The following is a 20,830-nucleotide window of genomic DNA, read 5'->3' as shown; positions in this document are numbered from 1 at the left end:
GTTTCGGAAAGACTAGCGCGGGGCCATGCATGCACACCCAATTGCCATTCCTGCGGGAAATCATTCTGTTCCTGGCTGCAGCCGGCCTGGTCATGCCGATTGTGCGACGACTGAAAATCAGTCCTGTGCTGGGATTCCTGTGCATTGGTTTGTTGATCGGCCCGTACGGCCTCGGGCAGCTTGAGGAGCAGGTTCCGGCGATCGGCCATTTCGTGGTTTCAGATCTCCAAGGCATTCAGACCATTGGAGAACTAGGCGTCACTTTTCTCCTGTTCAGCATCGGGCTTGAAATGTCTGTTGCCCAGCTCTGGGGTATGAGACGAACGGTGTTCGGTCTTGGCTCGGCCCAAATTCTTTTTGGCGCACTTGCGATCGGGCTTGCCGCAAGCGTCCTTGGCACAGACACAAAGACCGCCATTCTCTTCGGATTGTGCCTTGCCCTGTCTTCGACGGCTATCGTGGTGCAACTATTGTCGGAACAACTGCGCCTCGCGTCAAACGCAGGCAGGACAGCGTTCGGCATTTTGCTGATGCAGGATCTCGCAGTTGTGCCGATCCTTCTCTATGTTGGCGTCCTTGGATCCAGGATCGAAGGATCATTTTGGTCTGCGATCGTACTATCCATCGGTGAGGCATTGCTCACCGTCGCAGCGATATTCCTGATCGGCCGTTTAGTTGTTCGTCCCGTACTCAGGTTCGCTGGAAGCAGCGGCAGCCGGGAAATGTTCATGGCTGCGGTGCTGCTGTTCATTCTCGGAACGTCTGCACTGACAGCCGAAGCGGGTCTGTCCATGGCACTTGGAGCATTTCTGGCAGGACTGCTGTTCTCCGGAACAGAATATCGCCACCAAGTGAACAGCGACATCGAACCGTTCAAGGGGCTCTTGCTGGCGCTGTTCTTCATATCGGTCGGCATGAGGATCGATTTGATGGAGATATGGAACGATCTAGGCGCGATTGCGCTCGCGGCGATTGCCCTGATCGTCGGCAAGGCCGTCATCCTTGTAATCCTTGCACGAGCTTTCGGTCACCCCTGGAGTGTAGCCACTGAAGTCGGGATCCTGCTGGGTGAAGGCGGAGAATTCGCATTGGTTGCAGTGAGCGCTGCATCAAGCGTGGGCGCAATCGCAATCGATATGTCGCAATTCCTGATTTCCGTTGTCGTCCTGACAATGCTGGTCACACCGGGGCTCGCGTGGCTTGGCCGGATAACGGGCAATGCCATCGCGGTAACGGAGAACGAAACCCAGAATGCCGCGCCCGAGGACGTTGCATCGGACACAATCGTGATTGGCGGCTTTGGCCGCGTTGGACGAATAATCGGCAAGATCCTTGAAGGCCAGCGCATCCGCTATGTCGCGATTGACTCCGACCCCATTCTTGTCGCGTCCGAAAAGGGCCGAGGACTGCCAATCTATTATGGTGATGCAAGCAATCCGGAATTGTTGCGGCACATCGGGATCAGCAAGGCTGCGGCATTTATTACGACCATGGACCAGCGGAACGCCGCAGAACATATCGTTTCCGCCGTTCACCGATCATGGCCACACATCCCGATTTACGCGCGCGCGCGTGACCCCGCCCACGCCCGAAAAATGAAGCAATTCGGAGCATATGACGCCATACCTGAAACGACCGAGGCCAGCCTTCAGCTTTCGGAGTCCCTCTTGTTTGGCCTTGGCATTCCCGACGACGTCGCACGGTCCATCATTGATCAGGTGCGCGACGATTTGTGCTTTGATCCCCCTGTCCGCAAGATCGAAGAGGAAGGTGACCACACTGGGGAACAAAGGTCGGCACCCAGCCAATAGCCATTCGTCGAGCGAACACAGCAGCCTGATAAATCGGCTTGGCCACTTTGTCCGTCGTCAGAACATTCGGCACAACTCGCGGTGTAGATTAGCGAATTGCGGGCCTCGTCTTGGGGTTGATGTTAAGCGGCGAGCTTGCGGTGAAGCAAGCGCCGATGCTCGATGGTCTGTCCTTTGATCCTTTCACGCTGTTTGATGATGGCTGGCGCTCTGCCGAAGTAGGCGTCGGCGGGTGTCACGTTATCGAGGCTCTCGTGGCACCGCAGGTGGTTGTAGTGCTCGACTAACGCCTCGATCTGGGCCTCCAGGTCTCCGGGCAGGAAGTAGTTTGTCAGCAGGATGCGGTTCTTCAGGGTCTGGTGCCAGCGTTCGATCTTGCCCTGGGTTTGCGGGTGGCACGGTACACCGCGGACATGGAATGTTATTTGTAATTTTGGGAGGCCAAAGGCTGCTCACGCCTGAAAACCCGCCGTTCGGTCGACCAAATCGGCTTCCTGGTAGCGGCCGTCCGTTCATCTCGCTCAAGGCTTTGGATTATCGGCCCAAAACGCGGATTTGTATTGTCGGGCAAGCCTGACCTCTCCAGTGATAGTTTCACAAACGCCGAATATCCAGACGGTCAGATGACTACCAGGTGCGATAATTCCGCTACCCCACAAGGCTTTGGAGGTAAGGAGCTTTATAATCGGGAGCTGAAATGTGCACCTAATCTACTACGACGAAGTGAAGCACTCTCCACCCGAGCAGCCTTCCTACTGGCTAGGAGGCGTGTGCGTCTCGCATGAGCTGGTGCCTGAGATCGAAGCTCAGATCAGCGCGATCGCGGAACGTGCATTCGGCTCGGCGGTGTTGAGTAAAGAGACGGAGATCCACGGGATCGAGCTTTGCCGAGGGAAGGGCAATTTCAAGGGGCGGGATTTTGGCGAACGGCTTGAGCTGCTCAAGGAGCTTCTCACGATTATCGCGCGAGAGGAAGTTATGCTTATCCGCGTGAAGGTAAACCCCGCGAACATTACCCATTCGAGCGACTCACCTGCAGATATCGCGTTCATGTTTTTCGTTGAAAAGTCGGACGAGTTGCTTCGCGCGAAATCCTCGCTCGGTATGTTGTTCGGAGACTACGACGAACCCGCAATCGGCACCTCCGTGGCTAACCTATCGGAGTTCCGACGAGGCAGTACGCGTTGGGCTAGAGGCAAAGGCATCGCCAATCTCATAGACACCGTCCACTTCGCGAAGTCACATCATAGCAGGATGATCCAGCTTGCCGATGTGCATCTCTACGCAAGCCAATTCATGTGGGGGGACAACAGTTCCGGATGGCGAAAGGCAGTTGCCGAGGTGATTAGTGCGAGCGGATCACTAGGTCCCACGAAGTACAAAGATTGGCCGCAGGAGGCGCGATGGTATAGATGACGCGACCGGCGCCCTAGGGATCTGGCACGGCTACGCCGCTGCGCTGCCGGTCGCGCAAACAACATGATACTGTTGTGCGTTTTGTCAACAGCGTCCGCCGCAGCGACTACTGAATCAGCGTCCATAAGCGAAACGTGGCGTCCAGCTATCATTCATCGCTTCCTCGTCATCTTCATCTTCATCATCGGGTTCGAGGAGGGCCTCCGACGACAGAACGGTGAGAGTGAATCCGTATCGACCAAGCCCTATCACATCTTCGTCGAGGTGCACGCGGCGGTCGGTATCGAACCAATCCATGAGGTCAGATTCGCCCGTCACACGACGGGCAGCCATCACATTCTCGGGGCGCGAGTTGAAGGACGCCGTCACGCCGGAGGGCAGAGGCTCACCCTTCCTGAGAAAGATGCGTTTGCCGAGTGCTTTGAAGGCGCGAGAGGGAAAGGCGTAACGAACCTCCGCGCCGCTGCTGACGATAATACAGAGGGGAAAGGAGGCGCATTCAGCCGCCCGGATCGCGGCGGCGGTGAGGGAGACGCGGGCGTCCTCGGCCAGTCGGCAGATGCCTTCGAGACCTACCTGATGCTGGTCGAGATTTCTGCGCACCAGATCGCCTGGCATCAGCAGCCCGGCAGCGAAATGGTCCGCTTCGAGTTCGATCGAGCTGGACCCTTCCGAAAATCCGGCCCGCGAAAAATGCTGCCCCCCAGCCTTCAGTATCTCGTCAGGATGGTCGGGCAGGAAATAATGACCCAATTCATGGGCCACGCTGAATCGCTCGAACCCCTCATTCTCAAGTTCGGCGGAATAAATAATGATCGGCTTAGGATCTGCAAAGATGAGGGCGCCGGACACGCCCGGCATCCCGGCCGGTTTCTGCTCGACATGTAGGTCATGCTTCGCTGCGATCGCGAAGGGGTCGACGGGAAAGGCATTGTAGCCATCATCCCGCGCCCGCTTCTGGCCGGTTTGGGTCGCCATCAGAAGTCGGAACTGTCCCGGCATCTCAGGGCTTACCTGCTCCTGCTAACCGGTCGATCAGACCTTGGATATAGTCCCTGTCGCCTGCGGTGAGCTTGTCCTCGTTCCGGAAGGCGACCGTCGCTTGCACACCCAATAGGTAATCAGACGATACGCCGAGTGCTGTCGCCAGGCGGCGCACATTTTCGAATGAGGGTTTACGACGATTCGCCTCGAAGTGAGCGATCGCGGATGGCTGCATCTCGGCGCGATCCGCTAATTGGGCTTGGCTAAGCCCCTGCCTTTCGCGCGCTTCCTTGAGCCGCGTGCCAAACACGGTTTCCGAGCTTGACTCGTTCATGACGATTCCGTATATAGTTAATGACGATTTCGTCAAATGCCTGCTGAGGCGTCATCGTTGATCGCCGTGACAGAAAATGACGTGTTCGTCAACATAGACATACGAACTGTAGCGGGTCAAGCCCGCCTTAAAGAGGTTGAAGCAATGAGCAATGGCAAGCGCATCCATGTCGTGCCCCACAACGGTGCGTGGGCGACCCGTCGCGAAGGTGCCAGCCGGGTGGCCAGCACCCATACGACCCAATCAGGCGCGATCGATGCCGCTCGCGGTCGTGCGATTCGCGGCGCTGGTGAAGTCGTGATCCATCGGCCCGATGGTCGGATCCGCGACTCGAATTCCTACGGCAACGATCCCTTTCCTCCGAAGGGGTGACCTATTCCACACCACACCGATTAGAAAAGGAAAAAGGAAATGAACGATCACAACTCTGGAGCGGACGGCAAGGCGGCAAAGACTGTCGACATCGAAGTCAATGACACGACCCATACCGTTCCCAAGGGCAAAATCTCGTTCGACGAACTGGTGAAGCTGGCTTTCGGTGTCGGCGCCAACCCGGCAGACGGGTACCGCATCTCATACGACCGCGGCCACGGCAACGCGTCAGCCAAGCTCAAGCCGGGCGGTTCGATCGAGGTTGTCGAAGGCATGGATTTCACCGTGACCGGCACTGGCCAGTCCTGACATCAAGAAGGTACGGGATGATGCAGAAGTTACCTTCGTCAGAGGATGGCAGCATCCAACGGCTGCTTGATGCGGGGTTCGCGCTCTACCGACGCGGTCCTTACCTGGTCATGCCAGTTCCATATCTCGACGCTTCTGGCGAACCGCGTACCGGGCTGATGGTCGATACCATTAACCAGGACGCAGATGGTCAAGCGCGTACCCAGCCGATGAACCACCAAATGTATTTCATCGGCGACCAACCCTACGATCATGAGGGGCGTATCCTGTTCAGCGGAAATGGGGCGAGCGTGGTTCCGCTTTTTGATGGCAAGTCCTCGTCGTTCTACTGGTCGTGGAAGCCGCTAGGCGATGACGGGGCCAAGCGCGAATATGTTAGCCTCGAAGAGAAGTTCACGGAGTATGCTTTCTATGTCTCCGGACCTGCCGAGGCGAAGCATCCCCGGTTCAAGGTGGCACCCTTCGCTGACATCGGACAGGTTGACGAGGATTGCCCGTTCCCGTTTGATGATATGAACTCGGCTCGCGCGAACCTCAGTGAGCTAGACAGGCTCCTTGCCGAAGACACAGTCGCGATCATTGGCGCTGGTGGAACTGGATCGTACATCTTTGATCTGATTTCAAAGACGCGGGTCAAAGCGATCCGCCTTTACGATTTCGACGCGTTCGATATCCACAATGCGTTCCGCATCCCTGGTGCGACCCATCGCGAAGAACTCGGGCAGCCGAAAGTTCGAGTGATCGAGCAGCGCTATGCCAACTGGCATAAGGGTACGAAGGCGATCGAGGAAAAGCTTGATGGCAGGTCGTGGGATCTTCTTGATGGCGTGACCTTCGCATTCCTCGCCGTCGACAAGATCGCCGCCCGCCGAGAGATCGCCAAACTACTCCTCGCGCACGAAATCCCAGTTGTGATTGTCGGTATGGGACTGCACCACGGCAATCCGGGCCTCACAGGCATGGTGGATACGACTCTTCTCGACACGGCTAGTTCTGCCGACGTGATTGCCGAGGTGATCGGCGACAATCTGATCGACATTCCCGACGAGTACCAGAAGAACATCCAGACGGTAGAGCTAAACGCCCTAAACGCGGCTATGGCCGTACTCATGTACAAGAAGTATCGGGGCTATTACGCTGGTGGGCATTCCACCTCCCAGGCCACGCTCACCATCTCCACCATGCAGCTCGACCGTGAATGAACCCTCTCGTCGTATCGAAACCTTCGTGGTGTCGCGCGGTCCGATTCCCGAGCGCCTCGAAGTCGGCACGCTTTACGTCAACCAGAAGGGAACACGAGCCCATCACCTCTGCGCGTGCGGATGTGGCCAACGTGTCATGACCCCCCTGAACGACATCGAATGGGACCTAACTGGCACCGACGATCGACCATCCCTGCACCCCTCAGTGGGGAACTGGAATCTAGACTGCAGATCCCACTACGTTCTGACTGAAGGCAGGGTTCACTGGGCCCGAAGCTTTTCGCAATCCGAGATCGAGGCAGTTCGCCGCAATGATCTCAAACCCTATCAACAGACATCTTGGGCACAAAGGATCGGTGACTGGATTGAACGAGTAGCCAGGTTCTTCCGGCGCGGCTGATTAGCGCGAACGCGGGATCTAGTGACAGCTTTCCGCCACCAAGGCTCCTAACCTGCCGTTCCGGAGTGTCCGACCAAGCGGACATTCCATTGGACTTCGTCGCGGACCTGAGCATTGGTCATGGACATGAATCGCGGTCCGGATGACGGGCCGCCGCCCTGACCGGCGCAACCGGCGGGGCTTCGGGTGGTGGGAGCAGCATGGTGCTGCTCCCGGAACGGAGAACCACCCTATGTCCGATACCACGAAGACCAAGCCCGTAAGCCGCCGCCCGCGCCGCATGGCCCGTGAACCCGAAGGAGCAGCGACCAACCAGGCAAGCGCGCCGCAGTCCTCTACAGCCACCTCTGAGCCGTCAGCCAGGCCGCAGACCAAGGCTGCATCGGTCGAGGCCCTGCTCGCACATACGGGCGGCACGACACTCGACGCCATGTGCGAGGCAACCGGCTGGCTGCCCCACACCTGCCGTGCCTTCCTCACCGGCCTGCGCAAGAAGGGAAAGACCATCAAGCGCGAGAAGCACGAGGACGGCACGTCCATCTACAGGATGGTGCAGGACAAGCAGAGCACGCCAACAGAAGGCAGTGCAGCCTGATGGCAAGAAGAGCCTATCTCACGCTCGCCCGACTGGCAGACCTGTCGCCTGATGCGCTGAGGGCGGAGTGGGTGCGCCGCTATGGCGCGCCTGCTCCGGCCGTGTCACCCGACCTGCTGCGGCTTGGTCTCGGCTACAAGCTGCAGGAGCAGCGCCTCGGCGGGCTGAACCGCTCGACACGTTCACTTCTGCGACGCGTCGCGTCATCAGATGATGACGCGGCGAACAAGGCTCCCCTTCCCCGCAAGCTCACTCCAGGGACACGGCTCGTGCGCGACTGGCATGGGGTCGGTCACACCGTGGTCGTGCTGGATGACGGGTTCGAGTACAACGGGAAGCACTGGAAGTCGCTGACCGCTGTTGCACGGGCCATCACCGGCGGCCACTGGAACGGTCCACGCTTCTTCGGTCTGTCGGGATGAAGACGCTGCGCTGCGCGGTCTATACCCGCAAGTCGACCGAGGACGGGCTCGAGCAGGAGTTCAACAGCCTCGATGCCCAGCGCGAGGCGTGCGAAGCCTACATACTGAGCCAGCGCCACGAAGGCTGGACACTGGTTCCCGATCGCTACGACGACGGCGGCTTCTCGGGCGGCAACATGGAACGACCGGGATTGAAGACGCTGCTCGCCGATGTCGATGCGGGCCTCGTCGATGTCATCGTCGTCTACAAGGTCGATCGGCTGACCCGTGCACTTTCCGATTTTGCCAAGATCGTCGAGCGGCTCGATGCACAGGAAGCCAGCTTCGTCTCGGTGACGCAGGCGTTCAACACCACGACCAGCATGGGACGCCTCACACTCAACGTCCTCCTGTCCTTCGCCCAGTTCGAGCGCGAGGTCACCGGCGAGCGCATTCGCGACAAGATCGCCGCCTCGAAGAAGAAGGGACTGTGGATGGGCGGGCCCGTGCCGCTGGGCTACCAGGTCATCGATCGCAAGCTGGTGCCGGTGGCCGAAGAGGCAGAACGGGTCCGCATTATCATGCGGCGCTACGTCGACTCCACATCAGCCAACCAGCTGTTCGCCCAGCTGGAGGACGAAGGCATCGTCACCAAGATCCAGCACCGTGTCAGCGGGCCGCATCGCGGCGGCATTCCGTTCCGCCGCGGGAGTTTGTTATACCTCCTCAAGAACCCCGTCTACCGCGGCATGATTGTGCACAAGGGCAAGGTGTATCCCGGCGAGCACGAGGCGATCGTCGACGAAGACCTGTGGGAACGCGTGCAAATGCGCCTTGCCGAGAAGGCTCCGCCGCGCAGGCGGCCAACCAATAATCCGCAGCATGCCATGCTGCGGGGATTTCTGACTGACCCCGAGAGCAGGCCAATGGTTCCGACGTATGGATCGAAGGGCACCCGACGCTACAGCTACTATGAGACCCGAAAGGATCTTGCTCGCCCTGCAGATCCGCCATCGACCCGCTTCCGGCGCAGTGCACTCGAGATGCACGTGGTTGATCACCTTACGGCCCTGCTGGATGACGAGCATGCGCTGCGCAGGATTACTACAATCGATGAGGCGAGTGGCCTTCGCACCCTGTTCGCCAAAGCGCACCTGCTGGCGGTCCAGCTCGGCACAAAATCCTCTCGCGACGATACGGTGCGATCACTGATCGCCTCGATGCGCATCGGCAACGACCGAATCGATGTCCAGCTGCAACCCGATGTACTTGGCCTCGACGCAACTGACACCTTGCGCTGGCGTATTCCGCTCCCCGCCCGCAAGCCGTTCCGCGAGGCAAAGCTCAGGATCGATGCATCGCCCGACGGGACGCGACCCGACCCGAAACTGATCCGCCTGCTCGCCGATGCGTTCGAGGTTCAGAAGTTGGTTCTGGCTTCACCGGGACAGTCGATCAACCAGCTCGCAAAGCAGAAAGGCCGCTGCCGAACGCAGATGGCGAAGCTGCTGCGCATCAGCTGGCTTTGCCCCAGGATCGTCGAGTCCATTGTCACAGGCACCCAGCCAGCATCCCTTACGCGCAAGGCGCTCCTGCGTTCTGACATTCCGGTCGAATGGGCCGACCAGGAACGAATGCTTGGTTACGTAAACTGAGCGGCTTCTCAGCAGGCTCTCAAATTACATTTTCTAGAGGTGAAGCCGGGTTCTTTGAAACAGAGAATCCGGCCAATTTCTTGCCGGTTCGCCGGCTCTGGGGTCAGTCTCTGTCTGCACCGTTCAACAATCGGCAGCCCAAAGCCCGCAGAACTGCGCGACTTCGCACGAAGCCGGTGCCCGAAGGCGAAAATCAGGTTCATTTATGGACTGATTGGTGCGGTCGAGAAGACTCGAACTTCCACGGGCTTTCGCCCACAACGACCTCAACGTTGCGCGTCTACCAGTTCCGCCACGACCGCAAAATCGACGGGGGCCGAACGGCCCCCGGGCTGGGTAGGAGCGCGCCCTTAGCAAAGGGGTTCGGGGTGCGCAACAACCAATCGCCAGCGCGCGAAGCGGCAGTTGCGCGATTGCCCGCCATCAAGCGAAGTCCGGCCCGCATGGGCTGAGTTCCCGCTGCCCTAACTGGGCTTCCAGCCGATCTCCACCTTCTTCGCGGCTTTCGGCACGTCGAGACAGGCCTGGTTGATATTCACGCTTTCGCCCGGTGAAAGCGCCTTGTCAGGCGCCGCCACGTCGCAGCGATAGACGATCTTGCCCGAACCGTCGCGCATCACGATCAGCAGGGCGGGAACGCGCGCCACGGCCTTGCCCACGTTCGTCACCGTGCCGCTGGCGCCAAAATATTCGGTTCCGTTGGGCAATGTGCGCCTGTCCTGCTTGTTGCGCGGGAACGACAGCGAAAGGTCGGGCTGGGCCGGCGCGAACACGGGGCGGGTAACCGGCGCCCAGTCGGGAAGGCCGAAATAGGCGGCCGCGCCCACGGGCACGATCACCAGGACCGCGAAAACGATACCGCCGATGGTCCACAGTTTCGCCTTGTTGCGGCGCGGCTTGAACGGCGGCTGGTGATCGAAGCGCGAAGGAAGCTCGTCCCCTTCCGCTTGCGATGCCTCTTCCCTTGGGCGGCTGACCGTGGCCGCCGCCGCTTCCGGAGCGGAACGGTCCGCCGGAAGCGCGGATGAAGGTAGCGGAGACGAAGACAGCTGGGCCTCTTCGCTTTCGTCGATCGAATCGTCGACATAGCGGACCGTCGTGCGGATTGGCGGTGCAGCCTGCCCCACCGCAACCGACGGCGCGGGCGGCGGCGGTGGTTCGGCAACCGATGGTGCGGGCGTCTCGGGTGCTTCCTGCACAGGGGGGGGAGGTGGTGGCGGAGGAGGAGGCGCAGGCGGCGGCACAGGTTCCGCCTCTGACGCCGCGTGAACGGCATCGGCCGCGGCGCCGGCCTGGAACCAGCTATGCCGGCACTTGGCGCAACGCACGGTGCGCCCTTCCACGCCAATCGCGGTGTCGGGCACGACATAGCGCGTTGAACAGGCAGGGCACGCGATGATCATGGTTTACGGTAAAGCACGCAGTTTACGCACGAAACAATAGCGTAACGCACTCTTGCGCGTTCCCACGCCCTTTTTTCCACATCGATTGCCGCGTATAGGCCCGTTGCCTTACAAAGAAGCCCGCGCACCGTGCCGCGAACCTGTGGATCGTCAACGCCTGCCATGAACCAAGCCGCCGATGCAGAGATCGTCCAGTTCGACAATGTCGGGCTGCGTTACGGCACGGGAAAGGAAGTGCTGACCGACATTTCGTTTACGCTGTTCCCCGGCAGCTTCTATTTCCTGACCGGCGCCAGCGGCGCGGGAAAGACCAGCCTGCTGAAGCTGCTCTACCTGGCGCAGCGCCCGTCGCGCGGGTTGATCCGGATGTTCGGCACCGATGCGATCACCCTTCCGCGTGAACGCCTGCCCGGCTTTCGCCGCCGTCTTGGCGTCGTGTTCCAGGACTTCCGGCTGGTCCAGCACCTTTCCGCCTACGATAACGTGGCGCTGCCGCTGCGCGTGGCCGGTGTGCCCGAGCGCGAGATTACCGGACCGGTGACCGATATGCTCGACTGGGTGGGCCTGGCCGACCGCCAGCACGCGCGCCCGGCGACGCTTTCGGGCGGAGAGCAGCAGCGCGTGGCCATTGCCCGCGCGGTGATCGGCCGGCCAGACATGCTGGTGGCGGACGAGCCGACCGGCAACGTCGATCCCGACATGGCGATAAAGCTGATGCGGCTGTTCGAAGCACTGAACCGGCTGGGCACGACGGTCGTGGTTGCCACGCACGACGTCCACCTGATCCGCCAGATGCCCGAATCGCTGATCATGCGGCTCGACAAGGGGCGTCTGTCCGATCCCACCGGCGCGCTGCGCTATCCGCCCAAGCGGCAAAGGGCGCGGCCCGTTCCCGGTCCCGTCCCCGGAATCATCGGGCAATGAACGCGCTTTCCAACCTTGGCGCACGCTGGCGCGAACGCGGCGGCAAGAGCGACAGGCGCCTGCTTCCCCAGGCACGCCTTTCCGGACCGATGCCCTGGGTCATGGCGATCATGGTTGCGCTGACGGTGGTTGCCGCGGCCAGCAGCCTGTCGCTGCGCAACGCGGCGGCGGCGGCAAGGGCGGACCTGGAAGGCGGCGTGACGGTGCAGATCGTCAACGCCGCGCCGGCGGAACGCGACCGGCAGACGCGCGCCGCGCTGGGCGTGTTGCGCGCGGACAGCGGCGTGGCGTCCGTCCGGGTCGTCCCGCAGGAAGAGCTGGACAAACTGGTGGAGCCATGGCTGGGCGCCCGCGTGGGAGACGACGTGGAAGCCCTGCCCATCCCCTCGCTGATCGACGTGCGCCTTTCGGGCGAAGCGAGCCGCGGGCGGGTGGCCGACCTGAAGGGCAAGCTGGCCGCCGCGGCGCCATCGGCCCGCGTCGATGCGCAGTCGAGCTGGCTCGTCCCCGTGTTCAACGCGGTCCATGCGCTGCAATGGCTGGCCGGCGGGCTGATCGCCCTGCTGGCCATTGCCACCGGCGCGGCGGTTCTGCTGGCATCTCGAAACGCGCTGGGCACCAACCGCGGGACGATAGAGATCGTGCATATGCTGGGCGGAACCGATGCGCAGATCGCGCGCGTGGTCCAGCGCAGCATGGCGATCGACGCGGCGGCCGGCGGGATCGCAGGGCTGATGCTGGGCCTTGCCGCGATCCTTTTCCTGGGTCGCCAGTTCGCCGCGCTGGGATCGGGTATGGTCATGTCCGGCGCGCTGGGCTGGCTCGACTGGGGGCTGATCGCGCTTGTCCCGGTGGCCGGGATCGTTCTGGCCGTGCTTACCGCGCGGTTCACCGTGATGGGCGCATTGCGCAAGATCCTGTGAGCGGCGGGCGCGGCATATTCCGGCGCATCGCGGCGTCGATGGTGCTCTTCTGGGTGCTGGGTTTCGTCTATTTCGCCGTCGCCCTGCCAAAGCCCGCGGGCAGCCAGCACACCGACGGCATCGTTGTCCCCACCGGCAGCGGCGGACGCATCCAGCGCGGCCTGGAAGTGCTGCAAAAGGGCTGGGCGAAGAAGATGCTTGTCGCAGGCGTGGACAAGGAAGTGCGCCCGCGCGAATTCGCGGTGGAATACGGCGTGGGCGCCCGCACGATGGCCTGCTGCATCACGCTGGGCTATCAATCGGTTGATACGCGGTCGAACGCGATGGAGGCGTCGCACTGGATCGAAGCCAACAAGTTCCGGTCGGTCCGCCTGGTGACGACCGACTGGCATATGCGCCGTGCCCGCGCCGACCTTGCCGCCAGGGTGCCCGACGGGACCACCATCGTTACCGATGCCGTGGTTTCAAGGCCATCGCTGCGCACGCTGTTCCTTGAATACAACAAGCTGCTGGCGCGGCAGGTCAGCCGCTGGTTCGGGTGGTGATGGCCATCCTGCGCAGCCTTGCCTTCTATGTCGCGTTCTATGGCGGCAGCGTGGGCCTTGTAATCTATGCCGCCGCCGCGATGTTCGTGTCGGACCGTCAGTTCCGCGCCGCGGTGAGGATGTGGGGCCGGTTCCACCGCGCCTGTCTTTCGGCCACGGTCGGCATCCATGTCGATGCCGGGCCGACCGGCCGCCCCGGCGGCGTGCTCTATGCAATCCGGCACGAATCCTTCTTCGAAGCGATCGATACCTCGGTGCTGTTCGACAACCCCGTGGTCTTCGCCAAGAAGGAACTGATGGACATTCCGCTGTGGGGCATCGCCGCGCGCCGCTATGGCATCGTGGCGGTGGACCGCGAGGCCGGCGCCAGGGCGTTGCGCACGATGCTGGCAGAGGCGCGCCGCCTTACCGAAGCGGGGCGGCCGCTGGTCATCTTTCCCGAAGGCACGCGCGTGCCGCATGGCACGCAGCGCGCGATGCAATCCGGCTTTGCCGGGCTATACAAGCTGCTGGGCCTTCCGGTGGTGCCGGTGGCGGTGGACAGCGGGCCGTATTACCATCGCCGGTGGAAGCGGCCGGGCACGATCCGCTACCGCTTTGGCGAGCCGATTCCTCCCGGCCTGCCGCGCGCCGAGATAGAAGAGCGTGTGCGCACCGCGATCAACGCGCTGAACATGCCTGAGGAGAACGCGTGATGCCCAGGGTCGAAGCCGTTTCCCGCGATGCCGGACACCGCTTTTCAAAGCCCGGCGCGGCCGAGATTCACTTGCTTGAAGGGCTGGGCGTGGAAGGCGATGCGCACCTTGGCAAAACGGTGCAGCACCTTTCGCGCAAGGCGAAAGACCCCGATTTTCCGAACCTGCGCCAGGTCCACCTGATCCATGCGGAACTTTTCGACGAACTGGCCGGGCGCGGGTTTGCCGTGAAGCCCGGCCAGCTGGGAGAAAACGTGACCACGCGCGGGATCGACCTCCTTTCGCTTCCGCAAGGCACGCGCCTTCGGCTTGGGCAAGAAGCGATCGTGGAAGTAACGGGGCTGAGGAACCCGTGCAGGCAGATCGACGAATTTCAGGCGGGCCTGCTTGCCGAAACGATCGAGAAGCGCAGCGACGGCACGCTGCTGCGCAAGACCGGCGTGATGAGCGTCGTGCTATCGGGCGGCGCGGTAAGGCCCGGCGACGCGATTACGGTAGAGCTGCCCGACGGGCCGCACCGCCCGCTGGAAGTCGTCTAGGGTCAGGGCCTAGGCAGATTTCCCGTTGTGATCGCTGCGCCCGAAATCGGGTCGCGCATCGTCCTGGCCTTCCTCGATGATGGAACGGCGGATCGCGCGGGTCTTGGTGAACAGGTCGAACAGCGCATCCCCGTCTCCCCAGCGGATCGCGCGTTGCAGCGCGGTCAGGTCTTCACTGAACCGCTGGAGCATTTCCAGCACCGCGTCCTTGTTGGAAAGGAACACATCCCGCCACATCGTCGGGTCCGAAGCGGCGATGCGCGTGAAATCGCGGAAACCGCCGGCCGAATACTTGATGACCTCGCTCTCGGTCACGTCCTCAAGGTCCGATGCCGTGCCGACGATGGTATAGGCGATCAGGTGCGGCAGGTGGCTGGTCACGGCGAGCACCAGATCGTGATGCTCTGCATTCATCGTTTCGACGCGCGCGCCCAGCGCTTCCCAGAACGCGGCAAGCCTTTCGACAAGAGCAACATCGGCTTCTTCGGGCGGCGTGACGATGCACCAGCGGTTGCGGAACAGGCTGGCAAAACCCGCGTCCGGGCCGGAATTCTCCGTTCCCGCAACCGGGTGCGCGGGGATCACCGGCTGGCCCGGCAACGCCTCCGCCAGCGCCTTTGCCACGCTGGCCTTGCACGAACCGACATCGCTGACCAGCGCATCGGGATCGAGGCCGGGCGCGATGCTCCGCGCCGCGTCCCCCATCGCACCCACCGGCACGCAGAGGATCACAAGGTCCGCGCCGCGCACCGCATCGGCGGCTTCGTCGGGAATCGATGGCGCAAGGCCGATTGCGCGCGCGCGGTCGCGCACCGCCGGGTCGGCGTCCCAGCCGGACAGCGCGACGCCGGGCATCGCTTCATGCACCGAACGCGCGATCGACGAACCGAGCAGGCCGAATCCGATCACCGCGACGTGGGCGAAAGGCGCGCTCATCGCAGGTCTTCCGCCATGTCGCGGATCGCGGCGGCGATCTCGTCCATCTGTTCGGACGTGCCCACCGTCACCCGCAGCCCGTGCGGCAGGCCCTGCCCCGGCAGCCAGCGCACGATATAGCCGCGCTCCATCAGTCCGTTATAGGCCGCCTCTGCCGAAAGCGCGCCTTCGAACAGCACCAGCACGAAGTTGGCCTTGCTGGGCAGCGGGCGAATGCCGTGATTGCCCAGCGCCGCCATCTTCGCGGCAAAGCGTTCGCGCAGCGCGAAGTTCATTTCGCGCGAACGGTCCACGAAGTCCGCGTCGCCAAGCGCTGCCAGCGCGGCCGCCTGCCCGCAGACCGAAACGTTGAACGGGCCGCGAATGCGGTTCAGCATGCCGACCAGCGCGGCATCGCCCGTGGCCCAGCCGATCCTTTCCCCGGCAAGACCGAAGATCTTGGAAAAGGTGCGCGTGACCAGCACGTTTTTCGCCCGCGCGGCCAGCGCCAGCCCGCCGTCGTCGTCCTCTGCCTCAAGGTATTCGGCATAGGCCTGGTCCAGCACCAGCAGCACGTGCGAGGGCAGACCGGCGTGCAGCCGCGCGATTTCGCTTGCGGGAAGGAAGCTCCCGGTCGGATTGTTGGGATTGGCGACGAACACCACCCGCGTCCGGTCCCCCACCAGTGCCAGAAGCGCATCCACATCGGTGCCGAAATCGGCATCGGGCGCGACGACCGGAGTCGCCCCGCAGCGCCGCGCCGCGATGTCATAGACCGAAAAGCTGTATTGCGCGAAAAGCACTTCGTCGCCCGGACCGGCATAGGCCTGTGCGGCCAGGTTCAGCAGTTCGTCGGACCCCGTTCCCATGACGATGCGCGCCGGATCGATGCCGTGTTTCCGGCCCAGCGCATCGCGAAGGGCGGTGCTGTCCGGGTCGGGATAACGCGACGGTTCGCCCGCCTGCGCCCTTGCCGCCAGCGCCGCCGCGCTGGTGCCCAGCGGGTTCTCGTTCGCGGAAAGCTTGACCAGCGGCCTGCCGTCGGCGCCGGACGATTTGCCGGGAACATAGGCGTGGATGGCCCTGATCCAGTCCTTTGGCTGCGGGGCGGTCGGTTCAAGGCTTTCGGGCATAGTGCGCGGCCCTTAGCCGCTTGCACCGCCAAGGGAAAGCGCGGAGGCGCGCCGCGCATGGCGATTGACACGGGGCACGCTTTGCCCCCAATCCCCGCCTCCCATGGCCGACACCGCCGCCCTCGACGCTTCGCAGCGCATCACGCTGCCCGATCCGCTGCCGCTGGACAGCGGGCAGACGCTCGACCGCGTTGAGATCGCTTACGAGACTTACGGCACGCTCAACGCCGATAAATCCAACGCCATCCTGCTGTGCCATGCGCTGACCGGCGACCAGTTCGTGGCCAGCCCGCACCCGATTACCGGCAAGCCCGGCTGGTGGGTGCGCATGGTCGGCCCCGGCAAGCCGATCGACACGGATCGCTATTTCGTGATCTGCGCCAACGTGATCGGCAGTTGCATGGGATCGTCCGGCCCGGCCAGCCTTGCCGCGGACGGCGCGCCCCATGCCATGCGCTTTCCGGTCATCACCATCCGCGACATGGTGCGCGGGCTGGTGGCCCTGCTCGACGTGCTGGAAATCGGCCAGCTTCATGCCGTCGTCGGCGGATCGATGGGCGGGATGCAGGCCTTGAGCCTTGCCGCCAACTGGCCGGACCGCGCGCGCGCCGCGCTGGTGATCGCCTCCACCGCGCGCCATTCGGCCCAGAACATCGCGTTCCACGAAGTCGGCCGGCAGGCGATCATGGCCGATCCGGCATGGCAGGGCGGCGACTACTACGGCACCGGGCAAAGCCCGGATAAAGGCCTCGCCGTGGCACGCATGGCCGCGCACATCACCTATCTGTCCGAAGAGGGGCTGACGGAGAAATTCGGCCGCCGGTTGCAGGACCGGTCGGCCAAGACGTTCGGCTTCGACGCGGACTTTCAGGTGGAAAGCTATCTGCGTTACCAGGGGCTTTCCTTCACCGACCGGTTCGATGCGAACTCGTATCTCTATATCACGCGCGCGATGGATTACTTCGATCTTGCCGAGGAGCATGGCGGGCGGCTGGCCGACGCTTTCGCGCAGTCGAAAGCGCGCTTTTGCCTGATCAGCTTCGATACCGACTGGCTCTATCCCACCAGCGATTCGCGAGAGATCGCCAAGGCGCTTAATGCCGCGGGGGCGCCGGTCAGCTTCGTGGAACTGTCCGCGCCGTTCGGCCACGATTCCTTCCTGCTGGACGTGCCCGCGCTGGACGCGGTGGTGACGGGGTTCCTGGGCTGATGGTTTCCGCTTCCGGCCATACGCTTCGCCCGGACCTGGCGATCATCGCGCGCAACGTGGCCGAAGGCAGCCGCGTGCTGGACGTGGGCTGCGGCAACGGCGAACTGATGGCGGCGCTGCGCGATACGCGCGGGTGCGATGCGCGGGGAATGGAAATCGATGCGGGCAATGTCGCGGCCTGCGTGGCGCGCGGGCTGTCGGTGATCCAGGGCGATGCGGATACCGACCTGGCCGACTTTCCCGACGATGCGTTCGATTACGCGATCCTCAGCCAGACGCTGCAAACCACGATGCGCCCCGGCGTCGTGCTTGACGAGCTGCTGCGCATCGGGCGCCGCGCCTTCGTCAGCTTTCCCAATTTCGCGCACTGGCGGGTGCGTCTTTCGCTGCTGCTGGGCGGGCGGATGCCGGTTACGCGCCTATTGCCCGTCGCCTGGTACGAAACACCCAATATCCACCACGTGACGATCGACGATTTCCGCGCGCTGGTCGGTCAGCGCGGAATCCACGTGGAACGGGCGTGGTTCCTGAACGGTGACGCCGAAACAAGCGCCACCGTCGCCAACTTGCGCGCGGAACACGCGGTGTTCCTGCTCTCGCGCCAGGGATCGCAGGGCTAGGCGGCGTGGACAAATTCCGCGTGGATCACGGTTGCCGCCAGATTGGCGCAGGATAGGCGCGAAGGCGCGGGAAGAGCGAGTCTCTTTCAAGCCTGAGCAACGACGCCGGCGCCAATCTGGCGACAACCTCTGCGGGGCCGGGCCAAAAACCACCATTTCGGCGTCGGCTTAGCTGGAAATATCGGCATATTCCTGCGCTTCGCCTCCTTGAACTGGCGGTTTTTGACTCCGGCCGTGACCGCGCGGAATTTGTCCACGCCGCCTAGAGCGCTCCAGACCCCTGCGTCGAGGGGCGGGCGGAAGCGTCAATAATCGTAACCGTGATCGTGCCCGTGCTGTTGCAACGGCGCGGCCATGGCCGTCGCCGGTGTCGTCGTGACGGCGGGCGCCGCCGTGAACGGCGTGATTCCGAATTCGGGGTAAACCTCGCTCGGGAAATAGACCATGCCGTCCTTCACCACCATGGCGATGGTCTTGATTGCCCTGATGTCCTTCACCGGGTCGCCCGGCACCAAGAAGAAATCCGCCAGCTTGCCCTTGGCGATCGACCCCAGCGTCTGGTCGCGCCCCATGTAGCGCTGCACTTCCAGCGTATCGCGCGCCAGCACGTCCGCCGGGGTCATGCCCAGCCCGGTATAAAGCTCCAGTTCGCGGTGCAGCGTGAAGGCGCCGCCGGTATCGGTACCCGGCACCATGAAGATACCGCGCCTTTCCATGATCTTCAGCACGTCGACGATCTTGGCATAGGCGGCGCGATAGGCCGCATCGTCGCCCGGCGCGCTGGTATCGATCCACTGGTGCTTCAGGTCGCGCTGTTCGCTGGGCGGCATATGATCGAAATAGTCGACCGCGCCGGGCGGCACCTTTCCGTCGCGGTTCAGAAGCAGGTTTTCGTGAATGCCCAGCGTGGGATCGATGGCGATCTTCTTCGTCGCCATCGTCCGGATCGTGTTCTGCACCGGTGCGCTGTTCAGGTCGAGCGGGCCGAGCCGCTTCAGCGCGGTCAGGCGCAGCAGGGTGCGCGTGTCTTCGCCCGGTTTCAGAACCCAGCCCAGCGCGACCTGGTTGATGTGCGTCATCTCATCATAACCGGCCGCCATCATCGCATCGGCATTGGTGAAGGCGGGCACGTGCCCGGCAACGCGCATACCCAGCTTGTGCGCTTCGGCGATCACCGCGGGCACCCAGTCCGGATGCATCGAGTTGTAGATCTTGATCTGCCAGAAATCGCGCGCGCCATACCAGTCGACCGCGTTCACCGCCGCCGCCTGGCTATCGACAAGGATGCCCGCGTTCGAGTTGAACGGGCTTTTCCCTTCGATGAAGCCAGAGCGCACCACGCGCGGCCCGGCCACTTCGCCATCGTCCATCTGCGCGATCAGTTTCGTCAGCACCGCGTTGTCGTTGCCCATGTCGCGCACGGTGGTGACGCCCGCCAGCAGGTTGAGCATCGCATCGTCCTGCCCCAGGTGCGCGTGCATGTCGGTCAGACCCGGAACCAGCGTTCCGCCCGCGCCGTCGATCACCGTCTCTCCCGGCGTCACCGGGCTGTCCGCCGGCTCCACCGCCGCGATGCGCTTGCCCATGACGACGACCGAAACCGGCCCGGTCAGCGCCTTTGCCGCCGGATCGAACAGCCGCACGTCGGTGATCCGCACCGGCCCGTCATAGCGGTGGGCGTATTTCTTTTGCAGGTCGGTATAGCGTGCAGCCGAAAGGTCGGCGGCGATGCCGCGCAGGCGCACTTCCTCACCTTCGTATCCCTTGCGCACCACGACCGAATTCGCATCGATCACCGCGAACAGCGATTTGTCCGGCGCCAGCAGGATATAGGACGGATCGAGGTCCACGCCTGAAAGCGTGTATTGCGTCGCTTCGACCGGACCGCCCTTGCCGTCGACGGTGAATGTCTTGCCTTTCGCGATCTTCAACCTGCCGCCCGGCAGCGCGGGAAGTGTGTTGTCCGGCGCCGCCAGCAGCGCGCGCGCTTCCACGCCCAGCGTCCACGGGCTGCCGTTCTGGGGGATATAGAAGCTCGGCCCGGCCACCGTCGCCTTGCCGCCGCCGGCGCTGTCGGTCCACACCGCCTGCCCGCCGCCGAGCGCGAAACGTTCGGCCACCTTGCTGCCGAACGCGGTGGCGCCGTCGATCTTCCAGGCCGTGGGCAGGCCCTGCGCATCGACGACAAGCGCCTCTTTCATCGTCGGTCCGCGACCGTTGTCCTTCACATCGTAGTCGATCACGGTCGCGCCATCGCTGGTGTCGGCATCGACATGGCCGACGACCTTGCCGCCGGTGATGACGGAGAAATGCTCGACCCCTGCCTGCGCGGCGGTGAACGGAAGCAGCGAAGCTGCGGCGAAAAGCGCAAGGCGCCCGGCATGACGAACGAACATGGGCCGGGAGGCTATGCCAGCCGTCTGGGCATGGCAATCGCGTTTGCC

Annotated in this window: 21 protein-coding genes, 1 tRNA gene and 1 pseudogene; 15 read left to right on the top strand and 8 right to left on the bottom strand. The window is 63.0% G+C overall.

Annotated elements, in window-relative coordinates; translation table 11 throughout:
• The first annotated feature begins 29 nt into the window (after positions 1 to 29).
• Complete coding sequence (locus RXV95_RS03525; RefSeq protein WP_338467640.1) at positions 30 to 1,811, top strand: cation:proton antiporter; 1,782 nt, start codon at positions 30 to 32, stop codon at positions 1,809 to 1,811.
• Positions 1,812 to 1,933: 122 nt separating this feature from the next.
• Here RXV95_RS03525 and RXV95_RS03520 read toward each other — a convergent pair.
• Positions 1,934 to 2,227: pseudogene (locus tag RXV95_RS03520) on the bottom strand (integrase core domain-containing protein); the annotation flags it as partial.
• A gap of 283 nt (positions 2,228 to 2,510) precedes the next feature.
• On the opposite strand from RXV95_RS03520, the gene RXV95_RS03515 reads away from it, so the two are divergent.
• Positions 2,511 to 3,227, top strand: coding sequence for a DUF3800 domain-containing protein (locus RXV95_RS03515; RefSeq protein WP_338467639.1), 717 nt, complete (start codon positions 2,511 to 2,513; stop codon positions 3,225 to 3,227).
• Between the two features lie 114 nt (positions 3,228 to 3,341).
• Here RXV95_RS03515 and RXV95_RS03510 read toward each other — a convergent pair whose 3' ends face one another.
• Positions 3,342 to 4,205: an ImmA/IrrE family metallo-endopeptidase gene (locus tag RXV95_RS03510; protein ID WP_338467638.1), complete on the bottom strand. Its 864-nt coding sequence runs from the start codon at positions 4,203 to 4,205 to the stop codon at positions 3,342 to 3,344.
• Positions 4,206 to 4,230: 25 nt separating this feature from the next.
• Complete coding sequence (locus RXV95_RS03505) at positions 4,231 to 4,545, bottom strand: helix-turn-helix transcriptional regulator (protein WP_338467637.1); 315 nt, start codon at positions 4,543 to 4,545, stop codon at positions 4,231 to 4,233.
• Positions 4,546 to 4,611: 66 nt separating this feature from the next.
• On the opposite strand from RXV95_RS03505, the gene RXV95_RS03500 reads away from it, so the two are divergent.
• The 6 genes from RXV95_RS03500 (at position 4,612) to RXV95_RS03475 (ending at position 9,479) form a co-directional block, all read left to right on the top strand.
• Positions 4,612 to 4,917: a DUF2188 domain-containing protein gene (locus RXV95_RS03500; RefSeq protein WP_338468626.1), complete on the top strand. Its 306-nt coding sequence runs from the start codon at positions 4,612 to 4,614 to the stop codon at positions 4,915 to 4,917.
• Between the two features lie 39 nt (positions 4,918 to 4,956).
• Positions 4,957 to 5,226 (top strand): multiubiquitin domain-containing protein, encoded by a 270-nt coding sequence (locus RXV95_RS03495; protein ID WP_338467636.1) that lies wholly within the window; start codon positions 4,957 to 4,959, stop codon positions 5,224 to 5,226.
• A gap of 17 nt (positions 5,227 to 5,243) precedes the next feature.
• Positions 5,244 to 6,428 carry a DUF6791 domain-containing protein gene (locus RXV95_RS03490; protein ID WP_338467635.1) on the top strand — a complete coding sequence of 395 codons (1,185 nt, stop codon included), beginning with the start codon at positions 5,244 to 5,246 and terminating at the stop codon, positions 6,426 to 6,428.
• A 632-nt stretch (positions 6,429 to 7,060) separates the two neighbouring features.
• Entirely contained in the window at positions 7,061 to 7,423 is a 363-nt protein-coding gene (locus RXV95_RS03485; RefSeq protein ID WP_338467634.1) for a DUF3489 domain-containing protein, read from the top strand.
• The gene (locus RXV95_RS03480; protein ID WP_338467633.1) at positions 7,423 to 7,845 is read left to right on the top strand and encodes a DUF2924 domain-containing protein; all 423 of its coding nucleotides are present in this window, start codon (positions 7,423 to 7,425) and stop codon (positions 7,843 to 7,845) included. Before RXV95_RS03485 ends, RXV95_RS03480 begins: the two co-directional genes overlap by 1 nt.
• Positions 7,842 to 9,479, top strand: a complete 1,638-nt coding sequence (locus RXV95_RS03475) for a recombinase family protein (RefSeq protein ID WP_338467632.1) — start codon at positions 7,842 to 7,844, stop codon at positions 9,477 to 9,479. Before RXV95_RS03480 ends, RXV95_RS03475 begins: the two co-directional genes overlap by 4 nt.
• Before the next feature lie 215 nt (positions 9,480 to 9,694).
• Here the strand turns inward: RXV95_RS03475 and RXV95_RS03470 are convergent.
• A tRNA-Leu gene (locus RXV95_RS03470) sits at positions 9,695 to 9,781 on the bottom strand.
• Between the two features lie 162 nt (positions 9,782 to 9,943).
• Positions 9,944 to 10,882, bottom strand: a complete 939-nt coding sequence (locus tag RXV95_RS03465; RefSeq protein ID WP_338467631.1) for a zinc-ribbon domain-containing protein — start codon at positions 10,880 to 10,882, stop codon at positions 9,944 to 9,946.
• A gap of 162 nt (positions 10,883 to 11,044) precedes the next feature.
• Between RXV95_RS03465 and ftsE the strand changes: the two genes are divergently transcribed.
• From ftsE to RXV95_RS03440, 5 genes are read left to right on the top strand one after another with little or no spacing between them, the layout of a single operon-like run.
• On the top strand, positions 11,045 to 11,806 hold the full coding sequence (gene ftsE, locus RXV95_RS03460; RefSeq protein WP_338467630.1) for a cell division ATP-binding protein FtsE: 762 nt from the start codon (positions 11,045 to 11,047) through the stop codon (positions 11,804 to 11,806).
• Complete coding sequence (locus RXV95_RS03455; protein WP_338467629.1) at positions 11,803 to 12,729, top strand: cell division protein; 927 nt, start codon at positions 11,803 to 11,805, stop codon at positions 12,727 to 12,729. Before ftsE ends, RXV95_RS03455 begins: the two co-directional genes overlap by 4 nt.
• Before the next feature lie 38 nt (positions 12,730 to 12,767).
• Entirely contained in the window at positions 12,768 to 13,274 is a 507-nt protein-coding gene (locus RXV95_RS03450; protein WP_338468625.1) for a YdcF family protein, read from the top strand.
• Positions 13,274 to 13,969: a lysophospholipid acyltransferase family protein gene (locus RXV95_RS03445; protein ID WP_338467628.1), complete on the top strand. Its 696-nt coding sequence runs from the start codon at positions 13,274 to 13,276 to the stop codon at positions 13,967 to 13,969. The genes RXV95_RS03450 and RXV95_RS03445 overlap by 1 nt, the downstream gene beginning before the upstream one ends.
• Positions 13,969 to 14,508: an MOSC domain-containing protein gene (locus RXV95_RS03440; protein WP_338467627.1), complete on the top strand. Its 540-nt coding sequence runs from the start codon at positions 13,969 to 13,971 to the stop codon at positions 14,506 to 14,508. Before RXV95_RS03445 ends, RXV95_RS03440 begins: the two co-directional genes overlap by 1 nt.
• Positions 14,509 to 14,517: 9 nt before the next feature.
• Here RXV95_RS03440 and RXV95_RS03435 read toward each other — a convergent pair whose 3' ends face one another.
• Together RXV95_RS03435 and hisC are read right to left on the bottom strand one after the other, a co-directional pair.
• On the bottom strand, positions 14,518 to 15,444 hold the full coding sequence (locus RXV95_RS03435) for a prephenate/arogenate dehydrogenase family protein (RefSeq protein WP_338467626.1): 927 nt from the start codon (positions 15,442 to 15,444) through the stop codon (positions 14,518 to 14,520).
• The gene (gene hisC / locus RXV95_RS03430) at positions 15,441 to 16,556 is read right to left on the bottom strand and encodes a histidinol-phosphate transaminase (RefSeq protein ID WP_338467625.1); all 1,116 of its coding nucleotides are present in this window, start codon (positions 16,554 to 16,556) and stop codon (positions 15,441 to 15,443) included. Before hisC ends, RXV95_RS03435 begins: the two co-directional genes overlap by 4 nt.
• Positions 16,557 to 16,659: 103 nt before the next feature.
• On the opposite strand from hisC, the gene RXV95_RS03425 reads away from it, so the two are divergent.
• Positions 16,660 to 17,766, top strand: coding sequence for a homoserine O-acetyltransferase (locus tag RXV95_RS03425; protein ID WP_338467624.1), 1,107 nt, complete (start codon positions 16,660 to 16,662; stop codon positions 17,764 to 17,766).
• Positions 17,766 to 18,386, top strand: a complete 621-nt coding sequence (metW, locus tag RXV95_RS03420) for a methionine biosynthesis protein MetW (protein WP_338467623.1) — start codon at positions 17,766 to 17,768, stop codon at positions 18,384 to 18,386. The genes RXV95_RS03425 and metW overlap by 1 nt, the downstream gene beginning before the upstream one ends.
• 305 nt (positions 18,387 to 18,691) lie before the next feature.
• Here metW and RXV95_RS03415 read toward each other — a convergent pair whose 3' ends face one another.
• Positions 18,692 to 20,782 (bottom strand): amidohydrolase family protein, encoded by a 2,091-nt coding sequence (locus RXV95_RS03415; RefSeq protein ID WP_338467622.1) that lies wholly within the window; start codon positions 20,780 to 20,782, stop codon positions 18,692 to 18,694.
• Positions 20,783 to 20,830 lie beyond the last annotated feature (48 nt).

Origin of the sequence: Novosphingobium sp. ZN18A2 (assembly GCF_036784765.1) — a bacterium.
Classification (GTDB): Bacteria; Pseudomonadota; Alphaproteobacteria; order Sphingomonadales; family Sphingomonadaceae; genus Novosphingobium.
The sequence above is the reverse complement of the archived record's forward strand: the minus strand, read 5'-3'. Positions and strand labels throughout refer to the sequence as shown.